Source organism: Acidovorax sp. GW835-FHT14B10 (genome assembly GCF_058793725.1).
Genome location: NZ_JBXAGC010000039.1, coordinates 13218 through 32532 on the forward strand (window position 1 = coordinate 13218; position 19315 = coordinate 32532).

Sequence of the window (19315 nt, forward strand, 5' to 3'; positions counted from 1 at the left end):
TCTTTCTGGTGCACCATGGATCGACTCCTGCAGTTGGTGTAGTGCCTGCAATCGCTGTGTGGCCCAATTTTTCCCGGAATCGCTGAACCATGAATACGGTGGATGCCAAACGGGTCCTCGAAACCGCCCTGATCTGCGCTGCGCAGCCCATGGCGGTACGGGAGCTGCGTGTACTTTTTGATGATGCACTGGGGGCGGATACGCTGAAAGTCCTGTTGCAGGAACTCCAGCAGGACTGGGCTTTGCGGGGTGTTGAACTGGTGCAGGTGGCCTCCGGGTGGCGATTTCAAAGCCGCCCCGAAATGCGTGAATACCTGGACAAACTTCACCCGGAAAAACCTCCGCGCTATTCACGTGCCACGCTGGAGACACTGGCCATCATTGCGTACCGTCAACCGGTGACGCGTGGAGACATTGAGGACATTCGGGGTGTCACCGTCAACAGCCTGATCGTCAAGCAACTGGAGGACCGGGGTTGGGTGGAGGTCATTGGCCACCGCGAAACAGTGGGCCGGCCAGCGTTGTTTGCCACCACGCGCCAGTTTTTGGATGATCTGGGATTGCAGTCACTGGACCAGTTGCCTGTGCTGGATGATCCTGCCGGCAGTGCTTCGGTACTGGAGGCAATGGCCTCGGCAGCCAGCCTGCAGGGAGCTTTGGAGATGGATGGAGGCGGTATCCCCGGAGCTTTTTCGCCGGTGAGCGATCAGTTGCCGGGGCTGGAACGCCAGGAAGCGCTGCAGGAGATGCAGGCCGGGCCAAGTGTGGAGACCAATCTCCACGATGAACAAGAGGATGCCCCCAGGGGTGTCTCGGGAAATAATTTATGAACGATTCCACTTCCGATGTAAAGAACATGCCGCATGAGACGGAGAATTCCGAGGCGGCAACGCTTCAGAAGAAGCCTGCGGCACGAAAAACATCTCGCAAGAAAGCGGCGCCAACGGATGGCGCCGTCGAGGAAGTGGCGGCCCATGCTGCGCTCGCCAAAGAATCGGTGGAGCCGGAGTCTGCTGCGGTGTTGTCGGTCCCGCTGAAGAGCGTGGAAGTGGCGTTTCAGACCGTCGTTGCGGAATTGCCAGCGATAGAAGATCGCAGCCAGGCCGGTACGAGGCCCCCGGCGAGTCCGCGCCACGCGGGAGGCGCTGGGCGTGGCAAGCGATCCTCCCCCTCTGCGGTGGGTGGCTACCAGTTCGAAGACGTCATTTCCGGGCGTTTCGATGCCGACGAGGTCAACAGCGAGGACGTGGCCCCCAAGCGCGTTTTATTGCCCCAGGCAGAAACGCCCAAGCTTCACAAGGTGCTGGCACAGGCCGGGTTGGGCTCTCGCCTCGAGATGGAGCAGTTGATTCTCGAGGGACGAATTTCGGTGAACAACGAGCCGGCACACATCGGTCAGCGCGTGCAGTTTGGCGATCAGGTGAAGGTGAACGGCAAGCCGATTCGTTACCGCATCGATCCTCCGCCAGCGCGTGTCATCGCGTATCACAAGCCCGTCGGGGAGGTGGTTTCCCACGATGATCCACAAAACCGCCCGACCGTGTTTCGCAAGCTTCCCCGGCTGCAGCAGGGGAAGTGGCAGTCGGTTGGTCGGCTGGATCTGAATACCGAGGGGCTGCTTTTGTTCACGAGTTCGGGCGAGCTGGCCAACAAGCTGATGCATCCCCGATTTGGGTTGGAGCGGGAATATGCCGTACGCGTCCTGGGCGCCTTGAGCAACGAAGAAAAACAGCATTTGCTGGACGGTGTCCGGCTGGACGACGGCATGGCCGCGTTTGGTTCGATCGAGGACGGCGGTGGGGAGGGTTCCAACTGCTGGTATCGCGTCACCATCTCCGAGGGGCGCAACCGCGAGGTGCGTCGCATGCTGGAGGCCGTGGGCCATGCGGTCAGCCGCCTGATCCGGATCCGGTATGGAGCAATGGTCTTGCCCCGTGGGCTTAAACGGGGGGGCTGGCTGGAGCTCGATGAGAGCGACATCCGTGCCCTGGTGCAGGCTGCCGGGGCGGGGCGCCCGGAAGCCAGGGGTGTGAGTGGCGAGGAAGGCATTGGCGGCTCAGGTCGCGGTGACAGGAGTGGCGGACGCGGGGGGCAACGCGTGGGCGATGCTCGCAAGCGTTCTGCAGGTGCCGGTGGCGGAGGGGGCAAGTCGCGTGGCCAGGTGCCCCGTCGATCGGATGATGCGGGTGCGCGCAGCGGCAACCCGGATCGCCAGCGCGGGAGCTCACAACCCGATCCCATGAAAACATCGGTGGGCTACATTGGCGTAGACAGTTTGTCGCGCCACCGTCAGGATCAGCGCCGTATGGGGGGTGGATCCCGTCGCGGAGGCAATCGCTAGACCTGCTGGCGTTTTCTTGCCCGGTTAGAATCAAAAGCTTTGCCCTATGGGCAAAAATCACAGCAACATCACACCAGGAATCAATATGGCTATCGAACGTACTCTCTCCATCATCAAGCCCGACGCAGTTGCCAAGAATGTCATTGGCCAGATTTATGCCCGCTTTGAAGCCGCCGGCCTCAAGGTTGTCGCTGCCCGTATGGCGCACCTCTCCCGTCTGGAAGCTGAGCAGTTCTATGCGGTGCACAAGGCACGTCCTTTCTTCAAGGATCTGGTGGATTTCATGATCTCCGGCCCCGTCATGATTCAGGCGCTGGAAGGTGAGAACGCGATCCTGAAGAATCGCGAGTTGATGGGTGCAACGGATCCGAAGAAGGCCGAGGCCGGCACCATTCGCGCTGATTTTGCAGACAGCATTGATGCCAACGCCGTGCATGGTTCCGATGCCCCTGAGACCGCTCAAGTGGAAATCGCCTTCTTCTTCGCCGGCATGAACGTCTACGCGCGCTGACATGATTGTCCCCACACTCGTTCTGGTCTCGCTGGAGAAATCAAGTGCTGGGGACAGCTGTGACCGACCGAGGGCGTGGCTGCCATGACAACCAATCTTCTGGATTTTGACCTGGATGGGTTGATCGGTTTTTGTGGTCAGCTCGGAGAAAAGCGTTTTCGTGCGACACAGCTTTTTCGCTGGATTCACCAGCGGGGCGTCAGCGATTTTGACGGCATGAGCGATCTGGCCGTTGCGTTGCGGACCAAGTTGAAGGGCTGTGCTCATGTGCAGGCCCTGCCAGTCATCAGTGAGCATGTGTCGGCTGATGGCACGGTCAAATGGTTGTTTGACGTGGGTGGCGGCAATGCCGTCGAATCCGTGTTCATTCCTGAAGATGACCGGGGAACACTCTGCGTATCGTCGCAGGCCGGTTGTGCAGTGGGGTGCCGATTTTGCTCGACAGGGCATCAAGGCTTCAGCCGCAATCTCACCACGGGTGAAATCATTGCGCAGTTGTGGTTTGCCGAGCACGCGTTGCGCACCCGCTTTGGATCTTCTTCCCGCATCATTACCAACGTGGTGATGATGGGGATGGGGGAGCCGCTACAAAACTATGCGGCCCTTGTGCCGGCGTTGAGGGTCATGCTCGATGACCATGGTTATGGCCTGTCACGCAGGCGTGTAACGGTGTCTACCTCCGGTGTCGTTCCCATGATGGATCGATTGTCGCAGGACTGCCCTGTGGCCCTGGCTGTGTCCTTGCACGCGCCCAATGATCCCTTGCGCGATTATCTGGTGCCGATAAACCGCAAGTACCCGATCCAGGAATTGCTGGAGGCGTGCCACCGTTATCTCGAGCATGCGCCAAGGGACTTCATCACATTTGAATATTGCATGCTGGATGGGGTGAACGACCAGATCGAGCATGCCCATCAACTGATTGAACTGGTCAAACCATCGATTGGCAGGGCGATCCACTGCAAATTCAATCTGATTCCGTTCAATCCATTTCCGGCATCAGGGCTCAAGCGTTCTTCCCAGGCACAGGTGGCAATCTTCGCAAAAGTGCTGAGCGAAGCGGGAATTGTCACGACAGTGCGCAAGACGCGCGGGGATGATATCGATGCTGCCTGCGGTCAATTGGCAGGCGATGTGAAAGACCGCACGCGTGTGGTGGAGCGTATGGCAAAGCAACGCACAATCGTGCTCAAACAGGTGACTTAGGTCGCTACTTATCAAGGAAGCGCTACATGGTGGGATCGACTGGTGGTCGCTGGCGGCACTATTGGCACCGGACACTGATGGCTTGTGGTGTCCTGGGCTTTTGTTTTGCTCTTGGTGGCTGTGCGGCCAATGGGGGCGCCTCTGCTCCGGACTCCACTGCGGATCTGGTGACACCGTCCGACGAACCTGATGCAAGGCGCCGTGCACGAATTCGCCTGGAGCTGGCATCGAATTATTTCGAGATGGGACAAACTGCCGTGGCCCTGGACGAGGTCAAGCAGTCGCTTGCGGCTGATGCCAACTATGCGGACGCCTACAACCTGCGTGGTCTTATCTATTTGCGTCTCAACGATTTTGCCCAGGCGGAAGAAAGCTTTCGCCGGGCGCAGGCATTGCGTCCAGGTGACCCCAATTTGTTGCATAACTTTGGCTGGCTTTTATGCCAGCAGAAAAAATATGCAGAAGCGGATCAGCAGTTTGTCCGTGCGCTGGACAACCCTGCATATGCTGCCCGTGGCAAGACGCTGATGGCCAGAGGACTGTGCCAGGTGGGTGCAGCACAGTATGCAGAAGCCGAGCAGTCCCTGATCAAGGCCTATGAACTGGATGCTGCAAACCCCGTGGTGGGGTACCACCTGTCGGCGTTGCTGTTGCGACGCCATGAGTTGAGTCGTGCGCAGTTTTACATTCGGCGCCTCAACAACAGCGAATATGCCAACTCGGAATCTTTGTGGCTCGGGATCAAGGTGGAGCGTGCCTTGGGGGACACGGTGGCCGCGCGGCAGCTTGCAGACCAGTTGCGCAAGCGGTTTCCTGAGTCGCGCGAGTGGGGCGCGTATGAACGCGGGGCATTCAATGAGTGAGTTGATGAGCGAGCAGCCGGGGGTTGGATCGCATGGCCAATATGCGCGAGGGGTGACGGCGGGCGCGTTGTTGCGGGAGGCCCGAGAAGCTGCCGGGGTGCACATTGCTGCTCTGGCGGGAGCCACGAAGGTCCCTGTGAGAAAGCTCGAAGCCCTGGAGGCGGATGATTTTTCTGCCCTCCCGGACATCGTATTTGTGCGGGCTTTGGCGTCCAGCATTTGCCGTACCCTGAAGATCAACCCTGAGCCGGTTCTGGCGCTTCTCCCCCAAGGAGAAAGTCCCAGGCTGTCCACCAATGACGGGCGGCTGAATGCGACCGTCAAGGGCTTCCGAAGCAAATCATCGTCTACGCCGTTTGTCGTTTCACGCTCGAAAACGCTGGTGTGGGTGGTGGGCATGCTGCTGATCGGGGCAGCGTTGATGGTTTTTTTGCCCCGCAGTCTTGAAGGTGATCTGTTGGCATTGTTCAAGCAACGAGCGCCAGATGCCGTGATTTCCACACCTGCGGTGGATGTGGCGCAGGAGCGCCCAGCCACCGCAATTCCCGCGCCGGCGAGTGCCACCTCTGGCGTGGAGGTCGCGGCTTTTACCAGTGACTCCAAGGAGTTGGCGGGGGAGGTGCCACCTGTTCCTGCCCTGTCTTCGGCTGAAGCATCTGCCGCCCCCCCGTCTGCTGTCGATGCACCTGCCGGTGTGCTTGCCTTCAAGGCCAGGAGCGAGTCTTGGATACAGGTTCGGGATGCGACAGGTGCCGTGGTATTTCAGCGCAATTTGGCACCCGACGAGCTGGTTTCTGTGTCGGGTGCACTGCCTCTGGCGGTAGTCATCGGACGAGCGGATGCCACCGAGGTTTTTGTGCGTGGCAAGCCTTATGAGCTTGGCTCCGTGTCCCGTGAGAATGTCGCTCGCTTCGAGGTGAGATAGTGGAAACAATGGATACCAATACCGCGCCAATCTCCGTGTCAACACCTGCCCTTCGACGCTCCAGGCAGGCGAGGGTGGTGTGGGGATCTCGTGTCGTCACGGTGGGCGGCGATGCTCCTGTGCGCGTCCAGTCCATGACCAATACGGATACGGTGGATGCTATCGGCACAGCTATCCAGGTGAAGGAGCTTGCCCAGGCGGGGTCCGAGTTTGTCCGGATTACCGTCAACACGCCGGAGGCTGCGGCAGCGGTCCCCTATATCCGGGAGCAACTGGATCGCATGGGGGAGAGCGTTCCCCTGGTCGGCGATTTTCATTACAACGGCCATCGGCTGTTGACCGATTTCCCGGATTGTGCCCAGGCATTGTCGAAGTACCGCATCAATCCGGGCAACGTCGGCAAGGGAGACAAGCGTGATCGCCAGTTCGGTCAAATGATCGAAGCTGCAATGCGGTGGAGCAAGCCGGTTCGTATCGGTGTCAATTGGGGCAGTCTTGACCAGGAACTTCTTGCAAGCCTGATGGATGCCAATAGCCGTCGCTCCCAACCGTGGGATGCGCGCCAGGTGATGTACGAGGCGCTGATCACTTCAGCCGTGGAATCCGCGCGTCGTGCCGAAGACATGGGCTTGGACGGCAATCAGATCATCCTCTCGTGCAAGGTCAGTGGCGTTCAGGATCTGATCTCGGTTTACCGTGAATTGGCACGCCGTTGCGACTATGCGCTGCATCTGGGGCTCACGGAAGCGGGAATGGGTACCAAGGGAACCGTGGCCTCTGCCACCGCTTTGTCGATCTTGCTGCAAGAGGGCATTGGCGACACCATTCGCGTCTCGCTCACACCCCAACCGGGCGAATCGCGGACACAGGAAGTTGTGGTGGCATCGGAGATCCTGCAGTCGCTGGGGTTGCGGATTTTCGTCCCCAGTGTGACGGCATGCCCTGGTTGCGGCCGCACGACCAGCACCACTTTTCAGGATCTGGCCAAACAGATTGACGATTTCCTTCGCGCGCAGATGCCTGTGTGGCGCGTGCGTTATCCCGGTGTGGAAAATCTGAAGATTGCGGTCATGGGGTGCATCGTGAATGGCCCTGGCGAAAGCAAGCACGCTGATGTCGGCATAAGCCTTCCCGGTACCGGTGAAGCACCTGCTGCTCCGGTGTTCATTGATGGGGAAAAAGCCCTCACCCTGCGTGGCGACAACATCGCCAATGAATTCCACCAGATCGTTGAAAACTACATCGAGAAGCGGTTCGGGGCAGTGTCTTCGACCGCGTAGTTTGTGAGCGCGGTCCCGGCGCGCTTGACCTGCAGGTCGTTGGCGCGCCCTGTTTCTTATCCTTTCATCTCCATAAAGAAAATACCGCAGTGCGTACTGAAAAAGGAACCCCTGTGTCGAAGCTTGAAAAGCTAACCGCTGTCAAAGGCATGAACGACATCTTGCCGCCCGACTCCGCGCGGTGGGAATGGCTGGAGAGCAAGGTGCGCTCGCTCATGGAGCGGTATGCCTATCGCAATATTCGCACGCCGATTGTCGAGCCGACGTCGCTGTTCGTTCGTGGGCTGGGGGAAGTCACCGACATCGTCGAAAAGGAGATGTATTCCTTTGAGGACCGTCTGAATGGCGAGCAACTGACCTTGCGGCCGGAGGCGACGGCTGGAGTCGTTCGTGCTGTTGCTGAACATTCCATGCTGTACGACGGCGGCAAGCGTCTGTACTACATGGGTCCCATGTTCCGCCACGAGCGTCCCCAGCGGGGGCGGTATCGCCAGTTTCATCAGATCGGAGCGGAAGCGCTCGGATTTCCTGGTGGGGAACTGGATGCGGAATTGATTCTGTTGGCCAATGCATTATGGAAAGAGCTGGGTCTTCACAATGTGCGCCTGGAGATCAACAGTCTGGGTCAACCGGACGAACGCAAGGCCCACCGGGCCGCTTTGATTGCCTATCTGGAACGCCATGTCGATGCTCTGGATGAAGAGGCACGACGGCGCCTGCATAGCAACCCGTTGCGGATTCTGGACACCAAGAATCCAGCGATGCAGCAGATCGTGGAGGCGGCGCCGCGGCTGATTGATTTTCTCGGCGAAGCGTCTTTGCAGCATTTCAACGTGGTCAAGGCCATTTTGGATGCGAATGGCGTTTCCTGGCGGGTCAATCCACGCTTGGTGCGTGGCATGGATTACTACAATCTGACGGTGTTTGAGTTTGTCACGGACCAGCTGGGTTCCCAGGGCACCATTTGCGGTGGCGGGCGATACGACTATCTTATCGAGCAGATAGGAGGCAAGGCCGCGCCTGCCGTTGGCTGGGCCCTTGGGGTCGAGCGTGTGCTGGAACTTCTGAAAGAGCAGGGCAGCGCCATTCCACCGGTGGCCCCGGATGTTTACGCGGTCATTCCGGATGTGACCGCTTTGCCGGTGGCCATTGCGACGCTGGAGCGCTTGCGGGTGCATGGTGTCAGCGTACAGATGCATGGTGCCCCTGCGTCGGGTGAAGGCATGGGAAGCATGAAATCCCAGTTCAAGAAGGCAGATGCCAGTGGCGCCCGGCATGCGCTTGTGTTTGGATCGGATGAGTTGGCGCGTGGCATGGTTTTGTGCAAGTCATTACGAGATCGCAGTGGTTCGCAGACAGAGCACTGCCTGGATAACGTGTCCGAATGGGCCAGCACCCTGCAATTTCCCAGTTAATTTCAAGCAAGCATATTCATGGCCAATCATCTCGATCTCGAAGAACAAGAACAACTTGATCAACTCAAGCATTTCTGGAATACCTGGGGAACATTGATCAGTTCCCTGGTGTTGCTGGTATTTGGCTCTCTCGCCGCCTGGAATGGTTACCAGTATTGGCAGAATCGCCAGTCAACGCAGGCCGCGGCACTTTTTGATGCCGTGGATGTGGCTTCCCGCGCCGGTGACCAGGCTCGCATGGAGCAGGCGTTTGGTGATCTACGCTCCAAATATGCAGGAACGGCGCAGACTGCGCAGGCAGGGCTGGTGCTTGCCAAATTCATGCTCGATGCCAGCAACGCGACGGGGGCGAAGGACGCTTTAACCTGGATCGTTGAAAATGCCGGTGATGATGGCTACAAGGCGCTTGCCAGGTTGCGCCTGTCCAGCGTGCTCATGGATCAGAAGGATCTGGATGGCGCACTCCAGCAAGTTTCGGGATCGTTTCCGGCCGAGTTCGAGGCCGTGGTTGCTGATCGCAAGGGCGATATCTTGCTGCTGCAGGGAAAGCAGGAGCAAGCCATAGCCGAGTACAGCCGCGCATTCAAGGCTTTTGATGATCGTGTGGAATACCGCCGCCTGGTGGAAGTCAAGCTCAACGCATTGGGCGTTCATCCTCAAGACGCTGTCGCAGTGGCCGTTACATCCGACAAGGTCAAAAAATGAGATTTGTTCTAACCTCGCCCTTGGCTCCGCTTTCGCCGTTGTCGATCTTGCGTGTCAAGCGTGTGGCATCCGTGCTTTTAGCTGGGGCAGTGCTGAGCGGTTGCTCGCTCTGGGGTGGTAGTTCCAAGCCCGTGCCTGCGGATCTTGGCCCCAATGTTCCCGTTCTGGGCGTTCGCCAGGTATGGACGGCGCGCATCGGTAGCGTTGCAGGGTTGCCCCTGGATATTCACGCTGCTGGCCATGTGGTGACCGTCGCATCGGCGGACGGCGTGGTGGTTGCTCTGGATGCCCGATCGGGGGCTGATCTCTGGCGTACCTCGCTGGGTGAACCCTTGTCCGCGGGGGTGGGCAGCGACGGCAAATGGACTGCCGTTGTTTCTCGCAGCAATATGCTGGTAGCAATGGAGGCAGGGCGCGAGCTGTGGCGCAAGCCTTTGCAGGCACAAACCTTTACCGCTCCGCTGGTGGCAGGAAACCGCATTTTTGTGTTGTCTGCCGACCGGTCAGTTGCTGCCTATGATGCTGCGACGGGGCGGCGTTTATGGACCCAGTCCCGTCCCGGAGAGCCCTTGGTATTGCGTCAATCCGGGGTGCTCCTGGCGGTCGGTGACACGCTGGTGGTCGGATTGTCGGGCCGCTTGGTGGGCCTCAATCCGGACAATGGCAGTGTGCGATGGGAAGCCCCTCTGGCCAGTGCCCGTGGTACGAACGATGTGGAGCGTCTCGTGGACTTGGTCGGTCGTGTTTCGCGTGTCGGCGATAGTGTCTGCGCGCGCTCATTTCAAGCATCCGTGGGATGCGTGAATACGGCGCGTGGCACTGTGGCTTGGACGCAGCTTGCGGCGGGAACAGAGGGTATTCATGGCAACGGTGAACTCATTTTTGGAACTGAGAGCAATGGTGCGGTGCTTGCCTGGCGCCGAGCCGATGGCACGCGTGCCTGGGCATCGGACCGGCTCAAGTTTCGAAAGCTGACGGCGCCGCTGCTTTTGGGGCGATCGGTTGTTGTGGGGGATGATGCCGGACTCCTGCATCTGCTGTCTCGCGATGATGGCGGCCCGTTGAATCGATTGACCACAGATGCCTCCGGCATCGCCGCCGCTCCGGTTGTTGCTGCGGATACCTTGGTGGCTGTCACCCGCAATGGCGGGATCTATGGCTTCCGTCCTGATTGATGGGTTATTTTCAATGAAGCCAGTTATCGCCCTCGTGGGGCGTCCGAACGTTGGGAAATCCACGTTGTTCAATCGCCTCACAAAGTCGAGAGATGCCATCGTGGCCGACTTTGCCGGGTTGACGCGCGACAGGCACTACGGCAACGGCAAGCAAGGCAAGCACGAATACATCGTTATCGACACCGGGGGGTTCGAGCCGGATGCATCCACTGGCATCTATCGCGAGATGGCCAAGCAAACGCAGCAGGCTGTGGCGGAAGCCGATGTGGTGATCTTTGTGGTGGACGCCCGTGCGGGTGTTTCAGCGCAGGACCACGACATCGCAAATTATCTTCGCAGGCTTGGCAAACCGTGTATTTTGGTGGCGAACAAGGCCGAGGGTATGGTGCAGGGCGTTCAGCTGGCAGAGTTCTACGAATTGGGCCTGGGTGACGTCTACCCGGTGTCCGCAGCCCATGGTCAGGGGATTCGTGGGCTGGTGGATCTGGCCCTGGAGCCGCTCCATCTGCCGGAGCCTGACGATTCCGAGCAGGGCATAGATAAAGGTGTGATAAAGCTGGCTGTGGCCGGCCGCCCCAACGTGGGCAAGTCAACCCTGATCAATACGTGGCTGGGTGAAGAGCGTCTGGTTGCCTTTGACATGCCAGGCACCACGCGCGATGCCATTACGGTGCCTTTTGAGCGAAACGGGCAGCGGTTCGAATTGGTCGATACTGCCGGGTTGCGTCGCAAGGGGAAGGTGTTTGAGGCTATCGAGAAGTTCTCGGTGGTCAAGACCCTGCAGGCGATCGAATCGGCAAATGTGGTGCTGCTGTTGCTGGATGCCACCCAGGGAGTCACAGACCAGGACGCGCATATTGCAGGATACATCCTTGAGAGTGGGCGGGCGGTGGTGCTGGCCATCAACAAGTGGGATGCCGTCGATGACTACCAGCGCCAATTGCTTGAGCGGTCCATTGAAACCCGGCTGACGTTCTTGAAGTTTGCAGCCATACATTTCATTTCTGCAAAGAAGAGACAAGGCTTGGGCCCCTTGTGGACTTCCATCGCCCAGGCGCACAAAGCGGCGACCTGCAAGATGTCCACGCCGGTACTGACGCGTGTGCTGCTGGAGGCGGTGCAGTTTCAAGCACCGAAGCGCGCGGGCATGTTCCGCCCCAAGATGCGATACGCCCACCAGGGGGGCATGAATCCGCCGGTGATTGTGATCCACGGTAATTCCCTGGAACATGTGACGGATGCTTTCAAGCGTTTCCTGGAAGGGCGTTTCCGCAAGGAATTCGATTTGGTGGGAACACCGCTGCGCATCGAAATGAAGACATCTCACAACCCTTTTGCTGACAAAGACGAAAGTTAAGTCAAAAAGCGTGGGCGCCAGAGGGATTTTGTGGAGTCTACTTTGCCGCAGTGTGTGCTGTGGTAAGGTGCTGGTTTACAACAACACTTGAACACGGAGAATATCGTGAGCAATAAAGGCCAACTTCTGCAAGATCCTTTCCTGAACGCTCTGCGCAAGGAGCACGTGCCAGTCTCCATTTATCTGGTGAATGGCATCAAGCTGCAGGGGCAAATTGAATCGTTTGATCAGTACGTGGTGTTGCTGCGCAACACGGTGACCCAGATGGTCTACAAGCACGCCATTTCCACGATTGTGCCGGGACGTGCGGTCAATTTTTCCACAGCAGACACCCCGGATGCTGAAAACAGCGGCGCCTGATTGGGCGCGGTGCTGTACGGAGGGTCAACAAAGACCCGCCACGAAGATGGGCCGGTTCATTTGAGTTCCTCTGATTCGATCAATGCTCCGCGTACTCCAGTGCTTCTGGTGGGGGTCGATTTTGGTCTTCCTCATTTTGATGCCAGCCTTGAGGAATTGGGGTTGCTGGCGCAGACTGCCGGGCTGGAGCCTGTTGCACGGCTGACCTGCAAGCGCAAGGCACCCGATGCTGCACTGTTTGTCGGTTCGGGCAAGGCGGATGAGATCCGCATGCTCGCACAGATGCATGGTGCGGTGGAGGTGCTCTTTGATCAGGCATTGAGTCCTGCACAGCAGCGCAATCTGGAGCGCCACCTTGAGTTGCCTGTCAACGACCGGACGCTGCTGATCCTTGAAATTTTTGCCCAGCGGGCCCGAAGCCACGAGGGCAAGCTGCAGGTGGAATTGGCGCGTCTGCAATACCTGAGCACTCGACTGGTTCGGCGCTGGTCGCACCTGGAGCGCCAGCGCGGTGGGATTGGTGCGCGCGGGGGGCCGGGCGAAACCCAGATTGAGCTGGATCGTCGCATGATCAGCGACGCGGTCAAGCGGACCAAGGAACGCCTGATCAAGGTGAAACGCCAGCGCTCGACGCAGCGACGCCAGCGAGAGCGGCGTGATACTTTCAATATTTCCTTGGTGGGTTACACCAACGCCGGAAAATCCACCTTGTTCAATGCCTTGGTGAAGGCGAGGGCGTATGCCGCCGATCAGCTGTTCGCCACGTTGGATACCACGACACGGCAGTTGTATCTGGGGGAGGCTGGTAGGTCCGTGTCGCTGTCAGATACCGTCGGCTTTATTCGCGACTTGCCACACGGACTGGTGGATGCCTTCCAGGCCACGCTGCAAGAGGCGGTGGATGCGGACTTGCTGTTGCATGTCGTGGATGCGTCCAATCCCAACTTCCCCGAGCAGATCGATCAAGTGCAGCGGGTACTGCACGAAATTGGCGCTGCCGACATTGCTCAGCTGCTGGTATTCAACAAGCTCGATGCCATTGCGCCGGAGCAGCGTCCCGCCTTGTTGCAGGATATGTACGAACTGGAGGGCCAACCTGTGGACCGCCTGTTTGTCAGTGCGCGCAGCGGACAAGGTCTTGATGTACTTCGGCAAAAATTGGCCCAGACCGTGCTTGCAGTCCAAGCCGACATGACCCCAGTCGATCTCGCTGAATTGCCGACCCAGGCGCCCTGATTGGGCACAATGCCGGTTGCATCGATATCACCAGAGAACCAGAGACTTTGCGCATGAATTTTCAAGACCGTAACCCACGCTGGGCAATGCTGCCAGACCGCATCCGTGGGATGTTCAATTTGAACGACCCCCGATGGGGGCGCGGCGAGGACAAGGCCGAGGACGGCAACCGTCCTGAGTCCGAGCGTCCACCTGCGCAGCCTTCGGGAGACCGTGGGCGTGACTCTGGATCCAAGGGGCAGCCACCTGATCTGGACGAATTGTGGCGTGACCTCAACCGCAAGCTGGGTGGGCTGTTCGGTAACAGGAATGGCGGATCGCGGGGTCCTGGTGGTGGCAATGGCGGTGGTTTTCAGCCGGATATGAAGAATGCGGGCATGGGCATTGGGCTTATCGCCGGTATTGTGTTGGTGATCTGGATGGGAACCGGTATCTTCATTGTCCAGGAAGGCCAGCAGGCAGTCATCACGCGCTTTGGCAAGTACCAAAGCACCAAGGGTGCGGGTTTTAACTGGCGCCTTCCCTACCCGATTGAACGCCACGAACTGGTTTTTGTGACCCAGATTCGCTCTGCCGATGTGGGGCGGGACAATGTGATCAAGAGCACGGGCCTGCGTGAGTCGGCCATGTTGACTGAAGATGAAAACATTGTCGAAATCAAGTTCGCCGTTCAGTACCGCCTGAGCGATGCCAGGGCTTGGCTTTTCGAGAGCAAGAATCCGGCAGATGCAGTGGTGCAGGCGGCGGAGACGGCCGTGCGTGAAGTGGTGGGCAAGATGCGCATGGATACCGCCCTGGCCGAAGAGCGCGATCAGATTGCGCCGCGGGTGCGCGCGCTGATGCAGACCATACTCGACCGTTACAAGGTGGGTGTGGAGGTGGTCGGCATCAATCTGCAGCAGGGGGGCGTGCGTCCGCCAGAGCAGGTGCAGGCCTCGTTTGATGATGTGTTGAAGGCCGGACAGGAAAGGGAGCGGGCGAAAAATGAAGCCGAGGCCTATGCCAACGATGTGGTTCCTCGTGCAGTCGGCTCCGCTTCCCGGTTGAAGGAAGAGGCGGCTGCATACAAGGCCCGCATCGTGGCCCAGGCACAGGGCGATGCGCAACGGTTTTCTTCCGTTCTGGCGGAATATCAGAAAGCCCCGCAGGTTACGCGCGACCGCATGTATCTGGAGTCCATGCAGCAGATTTATGGCAACGTCACCAAGGTGCTGGTGGAGTCGCGGCAGGGGTCCAACCTGCTCTATCTGCCGTTGGACAAGATCATGCAGGGTGTCTCGCAATCATCCGGTTCGGTCGAAGCTCCCGTCGCTGGCGGGGCCTTGGCGGTGCCTCCGTCGGCACCGGCTGGCAGTTTGTCGAACGATTCCCGTGCGCGTGACAGCAGTCGTACGCGTGACCGCGAAACCCGCTAGGAGCATCTTGTGAACAGAGTTGGATTTATTGCTTCTACCGTCTTGGTAGTGCTCGCATTGATGAGCTCGATGCTCTTCGTCGTGGATCAGCGCCAGTTTGGCGTCTTGTATGCCTTGGGGCAGATCAAGGAGGTCATCACGGAACCGGGGTTGAACTTCAAGTTGCCGCCACCTTTTCAGAACGTGTCCTATATTGACAAGCGGTTGTTGACCCTCGACAGCACTGACACCGAGCCCATGCTGACGGCGGAGAAGCAGCGTGTGGTCATTGACTGGTATGTGCGCTGGAGAATTTCTGAACCCACCGAATACATCCGCAATGTTGGTCTGGATGAGACGGCTGGTGCCATGCAGCTCAATCGGGTGGTGCGCAATGCGTTTCAGGAGGAAATCAACAAGCGGACGGTCAAGGAGTTGTTGTCGCTCAAGCGCGAAGACCTGATGGCCGATGTGAAGCGCGAAGTCCTGGAAACCGTCCGCGGCGCCAAACCGTGGGGGGTGGATGTGGTGGATGTTCGCATCACCCGGGTGGACTACGTCGAGGCGATCACCGAATCCGTTTATCGCCGGATGGAGGCAGAGCGTAAGCGCGTGGCCAATGAACTGCGTTCGACGGGAGCGGCGGAGGGGGAGAAGATTCGTGCCGATGCCGATCGTCAGCGCGAGATCACCATTGCAAATGCTTATCGCGATGCACAAAAGGTCAAGGGTGAAGGGGATGCCGAGGCGGCGCGCATCTATGCCGAATCGTTTGGCCGTGATCCCCAGTTTGCCCAGTTTTATCGCAGCCTGGAAGCCTACAAGGCCAGCTTCAGCAAGAAGAGCGACGTCATGGTGCTGGACCCGTCCTCATCAGATTTTTTCAAGGCTTTTCGGGGAGGATCTGCTTCCCCTGCAGTTCCGTCGGCTCGCAAGTAACACCACCGGCCAAGCCCCGTGGAATTGAACGATAGTCTCTGGACCGCGCTGGCGTTGGTGTTGGTGATCGAGGGGCTTTTGCCGTTCGTGTCACCTGCCGGCTGGCGCCGTGTCTTTACGCAGATGGTGCAGCTGCGCGACGGCCAGATTCGGTTTTTCGCACTGCTGTGCATCGTTTCTGGCATTGCCATGCTGCTGGTCTGATTCTGCGGACCTCAATCCCGCCACCATGGCAGCGTTCGGTGTGTTTCACCGCTGCCGGTAGAATCACGTTTTTAACAGCCTTCCCATTTCCATGTCTGCTTGGGTCCTGCCGGATCATATTGCCGATGTCTTGCCGTCCGAAGCGCGGCACATCGAAGAATTGCGTCGCGGGCTGCTTGATACGGCCCGCTGCTATGGCTATGAGCTTGTCATGCCGCCGTTGCTGGAGCACCTGGAGTCTCTGCTGACGGGAACCGGTGAGGCGCTCGGTCTGCAGACTTTCAAGTTGGTGGATCAGCTCTCTGGCCGCTCCTTGGGGTTGCGTGCCGACACCACACCCCAGGTTGCCCGCATCGATGCGCATCTGCTCAACCGGAAGGGGGTCACCCGACTCTGCTACTGCGGCCCGGTGGTGCACACGCGCCCTGACCGTCCCCATGCGACGCGCGAGCCGCTGCAGTTCGGTGCAGAAATCTATGGCCATGCCGGGCTGGAGGCAGATCTTGAGGCGCTGTTGCTGGCGCTGCATTGCTTGCGGGTCGCCAATGTGCGAGACACCACCGTGGATCTTGCCGATGTTCGGATCGTTCGTAGCTTGCTTGCAGGCGTGACGGTGGATGGCAACCTGCTTCAGGCCATTCACGCAGCCTTGGCCACCAAGGATGCCGGCGAGCTGGCTTTTCTGGCCCGCGATTTTCCCGTGGCATCGCGCGAGGGGTTGCTGGCGTTGTTGCAGCTCTATGGTGATGAAAGTATTTTGATTGAGGCAGAGCAGGCCCTCAAGCGCACGCCTGGTGTGCGTGAACTGCTATCCAACTTGAAGTGGCTGGCATCCCGTCTGGAGGGTGTGCGTGTCACTTTTGATCTGGCCGATTTGCGGGGCTATGCCTATTACAGTGGGGCGCGCTTTGCCATCTATGCGCCCGGAGCCAGCGATGCCCTGGTGCGCGGTGGTCGTTATGACGAAGTGGGTGCCGTATTTGGGCGCAACCGGCCTGCCGCTGGGTTCAGTCTTGACATAAAACAGGTGGTCGGCGTGGTATCCCCGCGTCCACTGAAGGCTGCCATTCGTGCACCCTGGGATGATTCGGGCGATGTTCATGCAGCCATTTCGACGCTGCGCAATCGTGGCGAAACCGTGGTTTGCGTGCTGCCGGGGCACGAAAGCGAAGTTGATGAGTTCCATTGCGATCGAGAGCTGGTTTTGGCCTCGGGTCAATGGGTCGTGCAAGCTATTGAAGCAATTGACAATTGAATTGGGTTTGAGATGAAAGCAACCAAAGGTCGCAATGTGGTCGTGGTCGGTACCCAGTGGGGTGACGAGGGCAAAGGAAAGCTGGTGGACTGGTTGACGGAAAGCGCACAGGGCGTTGTTCGTTTTCAGGGAGGGCACAACGCAGGGCACACGCTGGTGATCAACGGCGTGAAGACCGCGCTGCATCTGATCCCCAGTGGCATCATGCGACCGGGAGTCAAGTGCTACATCGGCAACGGGGTGGTGCTGTCTGCTGCCAAGCTTTTCGAGGAAATCGAGGGACTTGAGAAAGCCGGTGTCGAGGTCCGCTCACGCTTGCGCATCAGTGAGGCCTGTCCGCTGATCTTGCCATTTCATGCGGCGCTGGATGTTGCCCGAGAGGCTGCCCGTGAGCAAGGCGGTACGGAGAAAATTGGCACTACGGGCCGGGGAATTGGTCCCGCTTATGAGGACAAGATTGCCCGCCGTGCCTTGCGGGTCCAGGATCTCAAGTACCCGGAGCGGTTTGCTGCGAAATTGCGCGAACTGCTCTGTTTGCATAACCATGTGCTGGCGACTTTCCTGGGATCCGGCAAATTCGTTTTTGGTGACGCTCTCAAGCCCTATATCCGCAACGGTGAAGTGCAATTCGATGCGGTCTACGCCGAAGCCATGCGCCATGCTGAGTTGCTCAAACCCATGATGGCGGATGTTTCACGGGAGCTCAACGATGCGCACGAGGCGGGCGAGAATCTGCTGTTTGAAGGCGCGCAGGGCACCTTGCTCGACGTGGATCATGGTACCTATCCCTATGTGACCTCCAGCAACTGCGTTGCAGGCAACGCTGCGGCGGGCTCTGGTGTCGGGCCCGGCATGCTTCATTACATCCTCGGCATTACCAAGGCTTACTGCACCCGCGTGGGAGGCGGTCCCTTCCCTACCGAACTGGATTGGGAGAAGCCCGGTACGCCGGGTTACCACATGAGCACGGTGGGGGCGGAGAAGGGTGTAACGACTGGACGCAGTCGTCGTTGCGGATGGTTTGACGCTGCGTTGCTCAAGCGCAGCGCACAGGTCAATGGCTTGTCAGGCCTCTGCATCACGAAGCTGGACGTACTGGATGGTCTGTCGGAGTTGAAGCTGTGCACCGGTTATGAACTTGACGGCGAGCTGATCGACCTGCTGCCGATGGGCGCGGATGACATTTCGCGTTGCCAGCCCGTTTATGAGACGTTGCCAGGTTGGAGTGAGTCCACGGTTGGCGTGACGGACTATGCCAAGCTGCCATTGAGTGCGCGGCAATACCTGGAGCGTATCGCTGAAGTCACCGGCGTGCCAATTGCCATGGTCTCTACCAGTCCGGATCGTGACCACACCATCCTGATGCGCCATCCCTACGTGGCATAGCCCCTGGATAGTTAAATTTAAAGCGTTGCCAGCTATTGATTCAGGAGCAAGTATGTTGACAGAAGACGGCAAACACCTTTACGTAAGCTATGACGAGTACCACAATCTCATCGAGAAGCTGGCGCTCAAAGTGCATCAATCGGGATGGGAGTTCGAGACCATCCTCTGTCTGGCCCGTGGTGGTTTGCGTCCAGGAGACATCCTGAGTCGCATCTTTGACAAGCCTTTGGCAATCATGTCTACGAGTTCTTACCGGGCTGAAGCGGGCACGGTTCAAGGGCATCTGGATATCGCACGTTTCATCACTACGCCCAAAGGTGAAATTGCCGGACGTGTGTTGTTGGTGGACGATCTGGCGGATTCTGGCCACACGTTGCACGCGGTGATGGACATGTTGAAGACGAACTATGCTCCCATCTCGGAATTGCGCAGTGCGGTCATCTGGACCAAGGGCATGTCAACATTCACGCCAGACTATTCGGTGGAGTTCCTGCCCACCAATCCATGGATCCATCAGCCCTTTGAAGGCTACGACGCCTTGGGGCCGGACAAACTGCTGGAGAAGTGGAAGGTGTGAGGGATTGATATCGCTGGGTGCGCTGGAGTCTTGCCTCAGACGTAGCGTTTCCCGTGCTATAGTCGATGGCTTCGCTGCCGTTGGCCTTCTTTGTGAGGGTTCTGGAGGCGGAGGAAAAAAGAAGATGGTTTTGGGTTTTGCTGGGTAAAAACCCGGTATATAATTCAAGGCTTCGCTCGGTGGATC

The 19315-nt window shown here is 58.6% G+C and carries 19 protein-coding genes; all 19 read left to right on the forward strand.

The features are described 5' to 3' along the window. The first annotated feature begins 89 nt into the window (after nucleotides 1–89). The 19 genes from scpB to AC1Q5S_RS20485 all read left to right on the forward strand — a co-directional run bounded on the left by scpB (nucleotide 90) and on the right by AC1Q5S_RS20485 (nucleotide 19129). Entirely contained in the window at nucleotides 90–830 is a 741-nt protein-coding gene (scpB, locus tag AC1Q5S_RS20395; protein WP_303834297.1) for an SMC-Scp complex subunit ScpB, read from the forward strand. After that, nucleotides 827–2341 (forward strand): pseudouridine synthase, encoded by a 1515-nt coding sequence (locus AC1Q5S_RS20400; protein ID WP_303834298.1) that lies wholly within the window; start codon nucleotides 827–829, stop codon nucleotides 2339–2341. Before scpB ends, AC1Q5S_RS20400 begins: the two co-directional genes overlap by 4 nt. Nucleotides 2342–2426: 85 nt before the next feature. Next, nucleotides 2427–2852 (forward strand): nucleoside-diphosphate kinase, encoded by a 426-nt coding sequence (gene ndk, locus AC1Q5S_RS20405; protein ID WP_303834300.1) that lies wholly within the window; start codon nucleotides 2427–2429, stop codon nucleotides 2850–2852. An 84-nt stretch (nucleotides 2853–2936) separates the two neighbouring features. Continuing rightward, nucleotides 2937–4058 carry a dual-specificity RNA methyltransferase RlmN gene (gene rlmN / locus AC1Q5S_RS20410; protein ID WP_492239329.1) on the forward strand — a complete coding sequence of 374 codons (1122 nt, stop codon included), beginning with the start codon at nucleotides 2937–2939 and terminating at the stop codon, nucleotides 4056–4058. A gap of 26 nt (nucleotides 4059–4084) precedes the next feature. After that, entirely contained in the window at nucleotides 4085–4921 is an 837-nt protein-coding gene (gene pilW, locus AC1Q5S_RS20415) for a type IV pilus biogenesis/stability protein PilW (protein WP_303834304.1), read from the forward strand. A 4-nt stretch (nucleotides 4922–4925) separates the two neighbouring features. Further along, on the forward strand, nucleotides 4926–5846 hold the full coding sequence (locus AC1Q5S_RS20420) for a helix-turn-helix domain-containing protein (RefSeq protein WP_492239330.1): 921 nt from the start codon (nucleotides 4926–4928) through the stop codon (nucleotides 5844–5846). An 8-nt stretch (nucleotides 5847–5854) separates the two neighbouring features. Next, nucleotides 5855–7126: a flavodoxin-dependent (E)-4-hydroxy-3-methylbut-2-enyl-diphosphate synthase gene (gene ispG, locus AC1Q5S_RS20425; protein WP_303834307.1), complete on the forward strand. Its 1272-nt coding sequence runs from the start codon at nucleotides 5855–5857 to the stop codon at nucleotides 7124–7126. Between the two features lie 149 nt (nucleotides 7127–7275). Beyond that, on the forward strand, nucleotides 7276–8541 hold the full coding sequence (gene hisS, locus AC1Q5S_RS20430) for a histidine--tRNA ligase (protein WP_422202748.1): 1266 nt from the start codon (nucleotides 7276–7278) through the stop codon (nucleotides 8539–8541). Between the two features lie 18 nt (nucleotides 8542–8559). After that, a complete protein-coding gene (locus tag AC1Q5S_RS20435; RefSeq protein WP_422202740.1) occupies nucleotides 8560–9246 on the forward strand; it encodes a YfgM family protein in 687 nt (228 codons plus the stop codon). Continuing rightward, nucleotides 9243–10421, forward strand: a complete 1179-nt coding sequence (bamB, locus tag AC1Q5S_RS20440; RefSeq protein ID WP_422202741.1) for an outer membrane protein assembly factor BamB — start codon at nucleotides 9243–9245, stop codon at nucleotides 10419–10421. The genes AC1Q5S_RS20435 and bamB overlap by 4 nt, the downstream gene beginning before the upstream one ends. Before the next feature lie 13 nt (nucleotides 10422–10434). Beyond that, the gene (der, locus tag AC1Q5S_RS20445) at nucleotides 10435–11778 is read left to right on the forward strand and encodes a ribosome biogenesis GTPase Der (RefSeq protein WP_422202749.1); all 1344 of its coding nucleotides are present in this window, start codon (nucleotides 10435–10437) and stop codon (nucleotides 11776–11778) included. Between the two features lie 105 nt (nucleotides 11779–11883). Then, nucleotides 11884–12138, forward strand: a complete 255-nt coding sequence (gene hfq / locus AC1Q5S_RS20450) for an RNA chaperone Hfq (protein ID WP_005795570.1) — start codon at nucleotides 11884–11886, stop codon at nucleotides 12136–12138. Nucleotides 12139–12237: 99 nt separating this feature from the next. Further along, complete coding sequence (hflX, locus tag AC1Q5S_RS20455) at nucleotides 12238–13374, forward strand: GTPase HflX (protein ID WP_492239335.1); 1137 nt, start codon at nucleotides 12238–12240, stop codon at nucleotides 13372–13374. 53 nt (nucleotides 13375–13427) lie between these two features. Beyond that, entirely contained in the window at nucleotides 13428–14789 is a 1362-nt protein-coding gene (gene hflK / locus AC1Q5S_RS20460; protein WP_492239331.1) for an FtsH protease activity modulator HflK, read from the forward strand. Between the two features lie 9 nt (nucleotides 14790–14798). After that, a complete protein-coding gene (gene hflC, locus AC1Q5S_RS20465) occupies nucleotides 14799–15707 on the forward strand; it encodes a protease modulator HflC (protein WP_422202744.1) in 909 nt (302 codons plus the stop codon). Nucleotides 15708–15725: 18 nt separating this feature from the next. Further along, nucleotides 15726–15911, forward strand: coding sequence for a DUF2065 domain-containing protein (locus AC1Q5S_RS20470; RefSeq protein ID WP_026436286.1), 186 nt, complete (start codon nucleotides 15726–15728; stop codon nucleotides 15909–15911). 91 nt (nucleotides 15912–16002) lie between these two features. Then, a complete protein-coding gene (locus AC1Q5S_RS20475) occupies nucleotides 16003–17166 on the forward strand; it encodes an ATP phosphoribosyltransferase regulatory subunit (RefSeq protein WP_492239332.1) in 1164 nt (387 codons plus the stop codon). A 12-nt stretch (nucleotides 17167–17178) separates the two neighbouring features. Continuing rightward, entirely contained in the window at nucleotides 17179–18552 is a 1374-nt protein-coding gene (locus AC1Q5S_RS20480) for an adenylosuccinate synthase (protein WP_492239333.1), read from the forward strand. Nucleotides 18553–18604: 52 nt separating this feature from the next. Further along, complete coding sequence (locus AC1Q5S_RS20485) at nucleotides 18605–19129, forward strand: phosphoribosyltransferase (protein ID WP_287877661.1); 525 nt, start codon at nucleotides 18605–18607, stop codon at nucleotides 19127–19129. Nucleotides 19130–19315 lie beyond the last annotated feature (186 nt).

Coding starts and splice junctions, on each gene's coding strand:
- scpB (WP_303834297.1), top strand. CDS start 90: ATGAATACGGTGGATGCCAAACGGGTCCTCGAAACCGCCCTGATCTGC.
- AC1Q5S_RS20400 (WP_303834298.1), top strand. CDS start 827: ATGAACGATTCCACTTCCGATGTAAAGAACATGCCGCATGAGACGGAG.
- ndk (WP_303834300.1), top strand. CDS start 2,427: ATGGCTATCGAACGTACTCTCTCCATCATCAAGCCCGACGCAGTTGCC.
- rlmN (WP_492239329.1), top strand. CDS start 2,937: ATGACAACCAATCTTCTGGATTTTGACCTGGATGGGTTGATCGGTTTT.
- pilW (WP_303834304.1), top strand. CDS start 4,085: ATGGTGGGATCGACTGGTGGTCGCTGGCGGCACTATTGGCACCGGACA.
- AC1Q5S_RS20420 (WP_492239330.1), top strand. CDS start 4,926: ATGAGCGAGCAGCCGGGGGTTGGATCGCATGGCCAATATGCGCGAGGG.
- ispG (WP_303834307.1), top strand. CDS start 5,855: ATGGATACCAATACCGCGCCAATCTCCGTGTCAACACCTGCCCTTCGA.
- hisS (WP_422202748.1), top strand. CDS start 7,276: ATGAACGACATCTTGCCGCCCGACTCCGCGCGGTGGGAATGGCTGGAG.
- AC1Q5S_RS20435 (WP_422202740.1), top strand. CDS start 8,560: ATGGCCAATCATCTCGATCTCGAAGAACAAGAACAACTTGATCAACTC.
- bamB (WP_422202741.1), top strand. CDS start 9,243: ATGAGATTTGTTCTAACCTCGCCCTTGGCTCCGCTTTCGCCGTTGTCG.
- der (WP_422202749.1), top strand. CDS start 10,435: ATGAAGCCAGTTATCGCCCTCGTGGGGCGTCCGAACGTTGGGAAATCC.
- hflK (WP_492239331.1), top strand. CDS start 13,428: ATGAATTTTCAAGACCGTAACCCACGCTGGGCAATGCTGCCAGACCGC.
- AC1Q5S_RS20475 (WP_492239332.1), top strand. CDS start 16,003: ATGTCTGCTTGGGTCCTGCCGGATCATATTGCCGATGTCTTGCCGTCC.
- AC1Q5S_RS20480 (WP_492239333.1), top strand. CDS start 17,179: ATGAAAGCAACCAAAGGTCGCAATGTGGTCGTGGTCGGTACCCAGTGG.
- AC1Q5S_RS20485 (WP_287877661.1), top strand. CDS start 18,605: ATGTTGACAGAAGACGGCAAACACCTTTACGTAAGCTATGACGAGTAC.